Source organism: Myroides sp. DW712, assembly GCF_046557355.1.
GTDB lineage: Bacteria > Bacteroidota > Bacteroidia > Flavobacteriales > Flavobacteriaceae > Flavobacterium.
Genome location: NZ_JBKFDO010000016.1, coordinates 1 through 12,884, shown reverse-complemented (window position 1 = coordinate 12,884; position 12,884 = coordinate 1). Strand labels below are relative to the sequence as shown.

At 35.8% G+C, this 12,884-nt stretch carries 9 protein-coding genes and 1 pseudogene; all 10 read right to left on the bottom strand.

The window, feature by feature from the left end; genetic code table 11:
• Positions 1–5: 5 nt before the first annotated feature.
• Positions 6–1,091 (bottom strand): AraC family transcriptional regulator, encoded by a 1,086-nt coding sequence (locus ACLJX0_RS12295; protein ID WP_410880820.1) that lies wholly within the window; start codon positions 1,089–1,091, stop codon positions 6–8.
• Positions 1,092–1,232: 141 nt separating this feature from the next.
• Positions 1,233–1,874 (bottom strand): helix-turn-helix domain-containing protein, encoded by a 642-nt coding sequence (locus ACLJX0_RS12290; RefSeq protein WP_410880819.1) that lies wholly within the window; start codon positions 1,872–1,874, stop codon positions 1,233–1,235.
• Positions 1,875–1,983: 109 nt separating this feature from the next.
• Entirely contained in the window at positions 1,984–3,228 is a 1,245-nt protein-coding gene (locus tag ACLJX0_RS12285) for a hypothetical protein (RefSeq protein ID WP_410880818.1), read from the bottom strand.
• Positions 3,229–3,252: 24 nt separating this feature from the next.
• A complete protein-coding gene (locus ACLJX0_RS12280; protein ID WP_410880817.1) occupies positions 3,253–4,134 on the bottom strand; it encodes a hypothetical protein in 882 nt (293 codons plus the stop codon).
• A 638-nt stretch (positions 4,135–4,772) separates the two neighbouring features.
• A complete protein-coding gene (locus ACLJX0_RS12275) occupies positions 4,773–5,414 on the bottom strand; it encodes a helix-turn-helix domain-containing protein (protein WP_410880816.1) in 642 nt (213 codons plus the stop codon).
• Positions 5,415–5,658: 244 nt separating this feature from the next.
• Positions 5,659–6,576: a type IX secretion system membrane protein PorP/SprF gene (locus ACLJX0_RS12270; protein WP_410880815.1), complete on the bottom strand. Its 918-nt coding sequence runs from the start codon at positions 6,574–6,576 to the stop codon at positions 5,659–5,661.
• An 893-nt stretch (positions 6,577–7,469) separates the two neighbouring features.
• Positions 7,470–9,428: an OmpA family protein gene (locus tag ACLJX0_RS12265; RefSeq protein ID WP_410880814.1), complete on the bottom strand. Its 1,959-nt coding sequence runs from the start codon at positions 9,426–9,428 to the stop codon at positions 7,470–7,472.
• 12 nt (positions 9,429–9,440) lie between these two features.
• On the bottom strand, positions 9,441–10,355 hold the full coding sequence (locus ACLJX0_RS12260) for a type IX secretion system membrane protein PorP/SprF (protein ID WP_410880883.1): 915 nt from the start codon (positions 10,353–10,355) through the stop codon (positions 9,441–9,443).
• A gap of 28 nt (positions 10,356–10,383) precedes the next feature.
• Positions 10,384–11,664, bottom strand: a complete 1,281-nt coding sequence (locus ACLJX0_RS12255) for a gliding motility-associated C-terminal domain-containing protein (RefSeq protein WP_410880813.1) — start codon at positions 11,662–11,664, stop codon at positions 10,384–10,386.
• A gap of 3 nt (positions 11,665–11,667) precedes the next feature.
• Positions 11,668–12,884: pseudogene (locus ACLJX0_RS12250) on the bottom strand (hypothetical protein); the annotation flags it as partial.

The window sequence follows — 12,884 nt, the reverse complement described above, 5'->3', positions numbered from 1 at the left end:
ACGAATTAAATTTGTTGACGTTTTTCTGCGTTATTCATGGCTCGTAAATAATGCCGATAATCGGAAAAACCGGCTTTAGTTACTAATTCTTCTATGCTACTTTCTTTGTTTGAGCGTTGTAGCTCTTCTACTTCTTTTAGGCGCCAGCAATTGATAAACTGACTGACATTACAGTTATAGGTTACATTGATAAACTTTGAGATATAGGTTCGATTCACGCCAAAATGGTTGACGAGTGTATCCAATCGAAAATCATTTTTTGTATAAGGTTTTTCCTTTTTAAAGTACCGTACGAGATCTTTTTGAGTTAAGAGGTTTTCAATTCGAGCATTGGAGTTTACAAAGGTTGATGCTAATCCGTCATTGATTAGAGTTCCCGTTTGATCCACGGAAACAATTTGTCCAGAGGACAGTAATACATTTGTTTTGTATGCTACAGGAATTTTCACTCTATTTTTCTCCAATAGCATATTAAAGGTCAATACAATATGTTGAGCAGATAAAACAAAAATGATTATACTTTGCATCTTAATACTTGGATTATTCAAGCTAAAAAAGAGGGTGAATATAGTTTTAAACACCAACACGAGATGAATCCAATTCAACCGTTTAATTTGAATCTTTCGCTTATTCTTTTCTTGGTGATAACGATACACTCTCATCCAACACAAAACCGTATAAATACTTGTATTTAAAGCAATAAACCGATATAAGTATTTAGAGCAAAAGGCATTAAAATCCAAGTATTGATACCCCAGGGTTTGTTTGAGCTCATGAATAAACACATACGACAAAACCAGCACAACAAAGATGAAAAAGTATTGCAAGTAATTGAATTTCTTTTTTGCAGGAATGATAAAGCAGATAAAATGATAAAAACACACCTGAGACAACATAATCCACAACGACAATACAGGGAGTAAAAAAATGCGACTTCCCCATAATTTTTGTGTGAGATTATCTGTAATCCACAAGGCAATTAATGCAAAATAATACCCTCCTAATGTTCTGAGAATGGGTATTTCCGTTGCCGAAAGATTTTTATAAAAAACAACCATTAGAATAATTCCACATGTCATTGATGAAATCATAGGAACGGAAATTAAAATGTACTTCAATAGTTCCATACTTTTCTTTTACTGTTCTAATTTTATATCTGATTCCTGTTGTTGTTGAACTTAGTATTACTACGAATAAAAACACCTTTATTTAGTTGGTATTCGATTGTTGTATTAACAGGGAAAATATTTTATACACTGAAAAATTTCAATGATTTCATCTGTGTTAAGCTCGGTAATTTCATCGCTATCTTTTTGTACATATAACCTCTTTTTTTCTTGGTCTATTTTAATAAGTTTATAGCGTTGAAATCCTTTTTGAACAAGTAAAAAAGCATAACTATACGCTACTTCCACCGCTGAAAGATCAACTTTTTTACAGCATGCATATAGTAGACGGGAGTCCTTTTGCTCCTCACTAGTACCGTATAGCTGAATAATAATATCAAAACAAACTTGTTTAGGATAGTAAATTTTCTTGAGCTTTTGGTGTTTTCCCTCTATACTCAAATAGTATTCCAAATAATCATCGATGTAAATAATTGGAATCCCGATATAGTTTTTATCGATGGGTTTTTTGGAATAATCTGCCAAGAATAATTCATTTAAATCAATATTGTGTTGCTTACACACTTCAATTAACTTGGTATAACACAGCGTGTTTCTCTTTTTCCATGAGGAAATAGTATTGGGTTTTAGATGTAAAATACCAGCCAATTCTTTTGCCGATTTCACCCCTAATAAAATTTTTAATTTTGTCAAGACTTCCTTTGAGGAATTAATTCTGACTTGTGGTAGTAAGGAATTATTGTTCATTGTAGTTCTGTGTGTATCAATTGTAGTTCTTTTTATTCAAAAGGATATATCGAGACTCAATGGGTAAAAGTATTCAGGTGAGTTTCATCTCACCTGAATATCATACAATCTAATTTGCTGTAAACTCGAGTATTACCTCATACGTTCCACTTTCTACAGGCATATACATCTTGCCATTTCCCAAATTAAAATCCACCTTTGTTTGTGTAGCAAATATTTCTACATCTGTCACCAAATTAGTAATGAATTTCTTGTCTTTAAATACTTGAATACTAAGAATACGGTTAATGTGTTTTCCTCCTTCAAGTAATTTTTGATCTAATTCTACGCGTCTTGCCTTAGCCCCCGTAAATTCGGTTGTTGTTTTATAGATAAATACGGTATCCCCATCTACTGAATTACCTGTTTTAACCACTTCATTTGTTGTAATTTTACTCCCTACTTGTGTTATTATAGTTTCTATACTTTCTGTTATGGTATTAATGATAGTTTCAGAGATATCCACAACCGTTTTCTCTCCTGTCTCTGTGTCTACGTAGTACATACTATTTGCGGGAATATCCTCAATAGCATCCTTGGTAAAATAAACGTTACCTCCTTGATTAATGATGTTTGTAATTTCGTTTTTAATGTGTTCATTATTCTCGATAATATTGGTAATATCAGCCGTAAGGTTTAAATAATCGATGCGGTCATCCTCTCCTAAATATTGATAAAAAACATCTCCTTTTTTCGTTACTGAGAAATCAGGTGCTGTATTGGTAAGTTCAAAATTAGGTTCTTGTCCATCAACTTGGATCATTCCCTTTTTAAAGTAAGTGCGTGTTTCAAATGCCTTGATACTCTCTTGTAGTTGCACTTCAGTACGGATATATGCATCTGTTGTTACGTCATAGCTAACGCTGTAAATTTTATTATCCGTTGGATCAATAATAAGAGCGGCTTGACTTAAGCTTTTATCACCGCTTTTAGGGTTCGTCGGTACCAAGAAATCCACTACTCTTTTCAACTCTCCTAAATCGCTACCATTTCCTCCATTAATAATGGTATTAATGGAAACTTCTAGATTGGCTTGGTCAATAATTTGGTTCCACATGCTGTTGCTCCAAAAATAAAATCCTTTGGGCACTAGCGTTCCGTTATTGTAAACCAATAAACTTTCTACTTTTTCTCCCTCAATTGGAGCGAAATCACCTATTGTTTTTAGTTGTACTCTGGGAATTAGAATTCCTTTATCCGCAGCTTCCACATCTAACATAGCTGCATTTGCTGGTGTTGGAGTACCAATACCTACCTGTGCTTTTCCTACAAAATTTGCGCCTATTAAAAAGGCAAAAAATACAATTTTCTTCATTTATTTAAATTTCTATTTTTATTTTTAATTCATTAATTCTACTGATACTATTAACTTCTTCCCAACGGGTATTCTGCTATCTATATCCACGACAAAAGCTTTAATTCTAAATATCTGATTCGTAGACCCTTGTCCCAGGGTGATATCTGCCATTTCTATAGAATTCCTATATATACAGTCCGATATAGCCATTGCACCTGTAGCTGAGTACATATAATACCATTCGCTATTGAGTGTACTTATCTCCTTAAACGTACTCGTCACATTATAAGGTTTGGCTTTCCCCGCTTTGCTAAACCGCACATAAGCAACATCATGAACACGTCCATCTAGTTTAAATTGCAAATAAGCTGCATTATTTTGTGAGGCTACTATTCCATCTATTGCTCTAATATTCAAATTGCGAAAATGCAATTCATTCGAAGGAACACTACCAGACCAATCTATCGCCATAGTCGCAAAACGCTGCGGTTCATACTGCAGTACACTCCATGTTCCATTGTTGTTACTAATCACAGCTAAGTAATCACCAGGGAAAAGTTCAAATACTCCTTGATTATTATCTAAATTTACTCCTGAGCTAAACCCTTGTCCAGCTATGGATCTAACCCTTACTGATCGTGTTGGAGAAAGGTTTTTAATGTGGTACACCCTACCTGTATTCTGATCTGAAATATCTTCTACTTTAGGTAATAAAAAAGTTCCATCAGAACTTCTATTGACATAAAATAGAGTGTAATCCTCATTTGTAAGCGTATAATTCGCCACATACACTTCTCTACTTCTTCCAGAATAAGATCCGTCTACTGTTAATGTACTTAAGGGGGTTGGTGTATTAACCCCTAATACTTGTGCCCCCATTGTAGAAGTAAATAAGCAAAGTATCAATCCTGCTATTCTTTTCATTTGTCTTTTATTATTTTATGGGACAAAGAAATCACCACAATTCAAAAAAAATTGAACAAAGTGTAAAAACATCAAAGTAAATTTGAATATATGTATTTGCTTTTGTAAAAAATATCCCTTTCCACAACAAAGCCGCAACAATTCATTCATTTTCAATGAAATAAAAAACACTATTCCCTTTAGTAGTATTCTTTTTTACTTTAGTTAAATAAGTCAAATCAATTTATTTTAAAAAAAAATGAACCGTTAAATAGATAAAAATGGATCATTTACCTCATTTTCGTACTCTATTTCTCTCGTTTTAGCTTAATCTTTAGCAACGCATGCCTTATTCGATCAGCTGTGCTAGTTTTTTCAAACGCAAGGGCATAAAGAATATCGTTTGAAGGGCATTTTTCTCCTGTGGTACCTAGCCATTAGCAGAAATTCAGCAGATGAAGAGCAGTAAAAATTATAAGGAGTTACTTTTTTTCACAAGTGCCTTCATTTTCACTTGAAACAGTCGGGTTACAAAAAAGGCTGTCAAATGAAGACAGCCTTTTTTAGTGATAAAAGTTAGATTTGCATCAATTAAAAAGTTTCAATCCTGTCCAATCAAACCACAACATCAATTTCTTTCCCCTTTTCTTACTTTTGTTTTAACAGGACATCACATTGATACATTGAAAACACTCAGAAACTTCTTTTGTATTAATCCAAATAGTTTCCTCTTGCGCTCGTTCTAGTCGCAGTCGGTGTTGTTCTACTTCATTAATAAGTACGATATACTTTTGAAATCCTTTATTTTTTATCAGAAAAACATACTCTTTACCGATTCCCACCTGAGCTAGCTCTACTTTTTTACAAAAGACATACATCAATTCACTTTGCATGCGTTCCAATGAATTGGAATACATCTGAATAACAAAATTAAAATTGACACTTTTGGGAAAGTAAATCTGCTTTATCTTTTTATTCTTCGTGTGCAAATTCAAGTAGTATTCCAAATAATCATCTAGATAAACAATAGGAACTTGTACATAACTCTTGTTGATGGCAATATTTTGATAGGCCGTATAAAATAGCGCATTAAGATCAATTTCATGTTGGCTACAAAGTTCTATAATCTTGGAATAGGACAATGTATTTCTCTTTTTCCAAGAGGAAATTGTATTGGGTTTTAGGTTAAAAAAGTGGGCTAATTCTTTCGCTGACCGTACCCCTAATAAGATTTTTAATCTCGTTAAAATCTCTGTAGAAGAGAGTATCCCTTCTTTGTTTTGTTTCATTTCTTCTTTCATTGCATTTTTTGATTTAAGGTGTAAGAATTTGTATTTTATCGCTTTTAAACTCAAATGAACAGATGCTCAACATAGTAGTCTGATTATTTTTGTTCTATCGCTTCCCTTTTTACTCTTGCGTTTTTATTCTCTTGGGCTTTACTAGGCTTTTTTACGTTATCCTATACTGTTGGTCTTCGTGCAATGGCAGCAAACAAATGCTTTACTTTTACTACTTCGCTTCTAACTTACTTTATCTTTTCTTTTAGAAGAATCGACTTTTACTTTGGTTTCTTGCCGCAAAACTCCCCATCCAATCAAAACGCATAAATAGCTCATGGGATCCTGCATTATAGGGATTCAATTTGGTCGTATCTATATCATAAGTATAACCGATAAACCAATTCTCATCCAGTTTAAAACCGAGCAAAGCACTAATAGAAGCATTCCAACGATAGGCTGTCCCAAGGGTGAATTTTTCTTGAAACATAAAATTTGCGGTTAATTCTATGGAAGGTTTACCACTTCCGATCTTTGAGAGAAAGGTAGGTTTGAACAACCAATTTGGCGCTAAATCCACTACATACCCCCCAGTCATATAGAATAAGGGTTTTTGGCGCATAGTGGTTCGTTTGATATCATCATAATAGTCCACTTTGAACACTTTAGGTACAGATAGCCCTAAGTAAGCGATGTCAGAAAATAAATAGGCACCGGCACCAATATTAGGAGTAAATTTATTTTTTACATCTTCATATGCAAAGGGATTCGTTTGATCGTATATATTCAATTTCGAATAGGCCATGCTCCACAAATTCGCAGTTCCCTTTAATCCGACTGCTAATTTGTATTGTCCATCTAAATCCAGTGTATAGGCCAAATCAATGGCTAGACTATTTTCGTCCATTGCCCCAATATGGTCATTGACAAAATTTATCCCCAATCCCAAATTCGTTTGATTTAAGGGAGTGGTAAAACCAATATTAGCTGTTTTTGGCGCTCCATCAATCCCCATCCATTGGTTCCGATATAAACCAAAAAAACTCATGTATTCTTTACTTGCTGCATAGGCGGGATTAATCACCGTAGGATTATACATATATTGTGTGTACAAGGGATACTGTTGCGCATAAAGCGACGAATATCCCCCTAAGATTAAAAGGGATACACCTAGTTTACTCATTCGTTTTCTCACGATTTTTTATATTAATTTGTTCTTATATACCCCTTGGATAGCGTAAAGATGCCTCCTGATACCACTCGCAGTTGTTGCGTCCTACGTCTCATCGGTTCTATTTTCCTTGCGGGGATTGACTTTTCTCTTCCACAATAAAGAGAAGTATGCCCATAAATGGGCCATACTTCTTGGAAACAACAGATTCCCTTTTCACTACTCTTTTTTAGTTTTTTTTGGATTTTCTTTTGATCCTAACAACATAAATCATGGCAAGCTTTTCCTTCTTCAGGTAAGATACATGCATACCGAACCCCGAAGACTTTTTACTTTCGACCAAAACAGCATCTTTGATGCTAAACAACTAAAGAATAGCCTAGTGAATAAGTGATATTCTTTATTTTTCACGAAACAAAATTCAAGAAACAGCAAAAAAAAAGGGTACTAAAGTGTAAATAAAAAAGCAGAAGACTTGTAAATTAATAAAACTACATTCCAATTGATTAATTGGTTAAGCAGACAACTAACCAGACTATTTCCTTCTTCCTTTCCAATTCCTCTAGGCCGCCCCATCTTCTTCCTCTTGCAATTGAACCGATAGCTATAAAAATCAATTTATTTTTACGTTTCCCTTCTTACATCAGGATTCATTTTCAACTTATCAGCTTGTATTTTTATCAATTTTAGTTTCCATATGCACGTTTTTTCCTTGGGTAATTCTAAACGATTCTCTCATCCTATACCATCTATACAATCATTCAAAGAACGAAGCACAACTCAACCTCACTATTGCTGTGGTTTCTATGGAAAAGAAAGCTCCGCTATGCGGAGCATTCTATACTCCAGCTGTTTGTTTTACATCCTACAGCGGGATAACCTAAAAAATAGCTTTCATTAATTTCTTATTTCTCTAGTACAATAAACTCACAACGTCTATTTTGTTGATGTTCCGCATTGGTGCAACGCACTCCTTTTTTACATTTGTTCAACAAACGGGTTGCTCCATATCCGCGACCACTTAAACGATTTGCTTCAATACCATGATCAATCATCCATCCGATAGTGGCTTCTACCCGACGATTAGATAAATTCAAGTTGTACGCTCCATTTCCTTTGCTATCTGTATGTGCATGAATATCAATCTTTAACTTCGGATATTTTTTCATGAGCTCCACTACTTTCATCAATTCTATAGCCGCATCATAACGGATGAAATTACTATCGAAATCGAAGTGAATTGGTTCTAAAGACAAGGTTTTAAATAAATCATCATTCACTTCTATAGGAATTTCCTGTGGTTCTAGTCCGATATTCATTGTTTTTACTCCACCTGTGTTATCTGTTTGTACCACTACTTCAACTGTACTATACGAAGGTGACTCAACCTTGATTCGATACTTACTTCCACAATTTAACGGCGAACTCGTGTAATAGCCTTGATTATTAATACGCAGTGTATCTAGACGTTGATACTGTGCGTCGGAAAGAGTAAGAGTAATATCTGTCAACACTTTTTGGGTATTCTTATCGTAAACTTTACCTTCAATCATTTGATTACAAGGTTTTTCTGCAACTAAATAAATATTATCTGATCCTTGGCCTTCTATACGATTGGAGCTTACAAAACCTTTCTTTTGTTTGGGATCAAAGTAGAAACCAAAATCATCCATGGGGCTGTTGATGGGTTTTCCCATATTCACAACAGGGCCTAGATTTCCATCGGGATATAGTTTGGCAACAAATACGTCCAAACCGCCTAATCCAGGATGACCATTTGAAGAAAAATACAGCTGATAATCGGAAGTGATGAACGGAAAAGACTCTCGTCCTGCAGTATTAATTGTAGCGCCTAAATTTTCAACTGAACCATACTCCCCATTGGCATACAAAGACATGCGGTATAAATCCGATTCGCCTAAGCTTTCTGGGCGATCCGAAACAAAGTACAACCATTTATCATCTGGCGTTAAAGCGGGATGGGCGGTATTGTAATTATCCGAGTTGATGGATAACTCCTCTACCTGTCCCCATTGCCCATCCCCTTGCTTTATTGCCTTATAAATTTTCAACATGGACGTATGTTGCTTATTTTGTTTGCTTTTGCCATTTTTTTTGGCATTGTTTCGCGTAAAATACATGGTAGTTCCATCCTGAGTAAAAACAGCGGTTGCATCATTTACATCCGTATCGACTCCTACAATCAAGCGTTTGGGTTCACTCAATCCATGTGCATCGACTTGAGCGCGATACAAACTTGTATAACTTTCATTCGTCCAAGTGTGAATATCACTTTCCTTAGCCGTTGGTGTTTCTCTCGCTGAAGTAAAGACAAACTCACTCCCCAGGATACTTCCCCCATAATCAGAGTAAGGGGAATTAAGGGATAACAATTTTAGCTCATACACTTCGGATTGCTGCTCAATATGCGACAAATAATCCCGATTTTTCGTGTATAATAACGCACGTGAATCTCCTTGTTCTTTTGCTGCAAATTGATCCATCAATTCTTGAGACTTTTTATAGTCTTCTACACTTTTTAATGTTTGTGCATATCGATAATAGTATTCCGAAGGCAACTCTGACACTTCTTTATCTTTGTAAGAGGCATCAAAAAGCAGGGCATACCACGGATTAGCTTGTTGTAGTTTCCCGTTAAAATAGTAGGAATCCCCTAATTTCTGAAGGATAGAAGTATTTATGTATCCTTTATTTGCCAAGGTTTCATAAAGTTCAATCGCATTAGCATAAGCCATATGATCAAAATGCTCATCGGCACGTTTTTCCTTTTTAATCTGGCTATATCCTGTAGTTCCCAAGCACAACATTAGACTTAGCAACCCTATATTTAGTTCTCTTATCATAATTATTCCCTATTAAAAGAACCTCGGTGCAGTGAGGCGCTTAAAACCATTAAACAAATTAAAACGCATAAAAATCTCATGGGAACCAGACCCATAATGGGCTAATTTGGTTGTATCTGCATCATAACTATAACCAATCATAATCGCGTCTGTTGCTTGAAAACCAACTAGACCACTTACTGCTGCATCCCAGCGGTAAGCCGCTCCGAGGGTAAATTTTTCCATCCACATAAAATTCGCACTAACATCTACCTGGAGCGGCGCTCCTTCAACCATTTTCACCATAGCCGCTGGTTTAAATTTTAAATTATCATTCAAATCAAATACGTATCCTCCCGTAACATAGAGGTGTAATTTCTGACGAAGTGTTGTCAGTTCATTGTCATCATACCTAGATTGTGTAAACAAATTGGGAGCTGATACCCCCACATAGGCCTTGTTAGAATACAGAAATAAACCAGCACCTAAATTGGGAGTAAACGAATTTTTAATATCGTGACTAGCCACAGGATCCGTTCCATCATAGATAGTTAATTCACTGTAAGTTACATCCAACAAACTTCCTGTTCCTTTTACTCCAAAGGCCAATTTGTATTGGTAATTCAAGTCAATCGTATAGGATAAATCAATTGCTAATCGATTCTCATCCATTACTCCTAAGTGATCATTGGTAAAATTCACTCCTAAACCCAGTCCGCTATTTCCCAATGGTGTACTCATAGCCAAGGTTGCTGTTTTTGGAGCACCATCTAGCCCGATCCATTGCGTGCGATACAGTCCAAATAACTCAATTCCCTGTTGACTACCCGCATAAGCAGGATTGATTGCAGAGTGATTATACATATAATGGGTATATTGAGGATCTTGCTGTCCATACACCAAGCCAGGCAGACCTCCTAGTATTACTAAAATCAGTCTGCAGTATATTCTTCTATTTTTCACTACTTTTCTTTTATTAATTTGTTTCTAAATGAAGATAACCCGAGCATTTCTTCACACTGCTAGTATTATTTTCTTTTGCTTCATACGTTAGGATATAGTAATATGTTCCTGTAGGAAGAAGTTCGTTTTTGTTTATAGTCACTCGACCTTCAGAATATCCTCGGAACACATTATCTACTGTATCATAGTGTGTTGTTTCATAAACTTTGCCCCCCCAACGATTGTAAATCTCTACTCGATTATTCGGTATGGTATAGATATTTTCAATATAGAAGTAGTCATTTTTACCATCCGCATTAGGGGTTACCAGATTATAGATAACAAACCCTTCTCCATTCTCTCCGGATTCCTGAGCATTTCCTACAGTAGCCAAGGTAAAATACCCCTCTCCTTCGACTATTGTGGGTGCCATTATTTCTTTCTGTTCCACATTTACAATACCTCCTTGACTTTCCCACTGCTGTGTTTGTTTATTCCATCGAACAATAGTTAGTTCCTGGTGAATATTTGGTACTAGTTCAGGAGGAGTTGTGCGTTCATCCCAACTGAGCGTCAGCATGATTTCACCTTGATCTGCCGTAACTTTATCAACCCTCCAATATTCATTCATATTGAGGAATTCAATTCCTTCTTGTCTCTTATTATGCGTGTCATAAAATAGCGGATCCATAGTCACATACATGCTTTTATAGGCTTCTTTTTCATGTTCTGGTGCTGAAATACTCGCATAGCGATACCAGCCTTTATCGCCAATCGGAAAAGTAAATGCTTCTTTACCTATTTTTTCAACATAGCCTTCTGCATGGCTACGATCGTTGGGATTTATAGCTTGTGCCCCTTGATGAAAGGTCAACATGCCTTCCAACGCATCTACTTTGATAATCCCTTCCTGAAACTCCATACTTCCCTTGACATTCAGTTCATTTTTAAGATCAAATCCCCGAATTGCTGTAGGATTGTTTAAAACTACATCGTAAAAATCTGAAGGTCTAGAACCTGAAATAAGTTGATGCCCTTGCTGCGCATCTAAAGGCGTAAAAATAGCTTGCGCCTTGGTCTGATTACTGTGATAATACAAATTATCATTGTTGAAATCACGGTAATAATAGGTCGTTCCATCATTCTTAACGATACCTGTATCTGTATTGTTAAAATCATAACTTGTACTAATTAAGGCCTCCGGTGTAATAATTAATAGACCCTGATTGACCATGGTGTTTTGGAACGGAGCCTGCCCAAGAATGGGCAAGACTCCAACCAAAAAACACACAAATACTTGAACGTACTTTTTCATAGCTTAAAGTTTTTCAAATATGTGGAAAGCAACATCTAATATTTCAATAGAAAAGGCTTTTGCCCCCACCGCAAAAGAGCCATTATTCACACCAATATTATTTTTGAACGTACTTCTAATTGGAGCAATTCGAATCTCCAATCTATTATTGGTTCTTTGTAAGCTTAAATCATTTGCATAGGTGACGATTCCACCATAGTGCTTCACATCAAAACCGTCATACCCTTCCGCTCGTCCAAACGTATAACGCAAGGGAAAGAATTCTTTAATTAATATATCATTAATATAAATTTCGACTTGTAACTCTGCTTCTATCTTTCCAATAGGGCTGACGTCTCCTAGGGTATGTGTATTACATTTCACGAAAAAATCAAAATTCATATACTTCGATCCCTCCTGATTTCCATCCGTATCAAAAAAACTTCTTAATACAACCTGTGGTTCCTCTCCTGTAGTGGAAAAATAATTGGGGTAATCCCAATTTCTAATCATTTGTTCAATGGTCCAATCACTAGCGTAAAAAGTGGAGTTATCTGTTGTTATTTTATTGGTCAACTCATACGTTTTAGTTACGGGTATGGCAAACGTAGTTCCTGTGTTCGCTATAGGTTCACCTTCGGCATCGATTTCTTTTTCATTATAGTAGGTCATCGTTCCATCTTGATTACGCACCAATTTAGTCACTGTTTCATTGGCTTTAATTGCCGTTTTCAAATTGACTGTTGTGGTACTTCCTTCTTCATCCTGATAGGTCAATAAACCGGTTGTTTCACTATACCCTAAAACAGTTAAAGTCTCATACGATTGAATGGCTCCTTTAATATCTACTGTTACCACATCGCCCTTTTCATCTTGATAGGTTAATATTCCTGTTGTAGCATTGTAATCCAAAACAGTCAAGGTCTCGTGCAATTGAACCAATTGACTCACATTCAAAACGGTTTCAACACCTTGTTCATCTTTAAAGGTGATCGTTCCTGTTGTGGTATCACTGGTGACACTGGTAACTGTTTCAAAAGACTGAATGGCTCCTTTGATATCTACTGTTACCCTATCTCCATGTTCATCTTGATAGGTTAATATTCCTGTTGTAGCATTGTAATCCAAAACAGTCAAGGTCTCGTGCAATTGAACCAATTGACTCACATTCAAAACGGTTTCAACACCTTGTTCATCTTTAAAGGTGATCGTTCCTGTTGTGGTATCACTGGTGACACTGG

Excerpts from the sequence above, each read along its gene's own strand:
- ACLJX0_RS12295 (WP_410880820.1), bottom strand. The coding sequence starts at position 1,091 with ATGATTTCATCAATGACATGTGGAATTATTCTAATGGTTGTTTTTTAT.
- ACLJX0_RS12290 (WP_410880819.1), bottom strand. The coding sequence starts at position 1,874 with ATGAACAATAATTCCTTACTACCACAAGTCAGAATTAATTCCTCAAAG.
- ACLJX0_RS12285 (WP_410880818.1), bottom strand. The coding sequence starts at position 3,228 with ATGAAGAAAATTGTATTTTTTGCCTTTTTAATAGGCGCAAATTTTGTA.
- ACLJX0_RS12280 (WP_410880817.1), bottom strand. The coding sequence starts at position 4,134 with ATGAAAAGAATAGCAGGATTGATACTTTGCTTATTTACTTCTACAATG.
- ACLJX0_RS12275 (WP_410880816.1), bottom strand. The coding sequence starts at position 5,414 with ATGAAAGAAGAAATGAAACAAAACAAAGAAGGGATACTCTCTTCTACA.
- ACLJX0_RS12270 (WP_410880815.1), bottom strand. The coding sequence starts at position 6,576 with ATGAGTAAACTAGGTGTATCCCTTTTAATCTTAGGGGGATATTCGTCG.
- ACLJX0_RS12265 (WP_410880814.1), bottom strand. The coding sequence starts at position 9,428 with ATGATAAGAGAACTAAATATAGGGTTGCTAAGTCTAATGTTGTGCTTG.
- ACLJX0_RS12255 (WP_410880813.1), bottom strand. The coding sequence starts at position 11,664 with ATGAAAAAGTACGTTCAAGTATTTGTGTGTTTTTTGGTTGGAGTCTTG.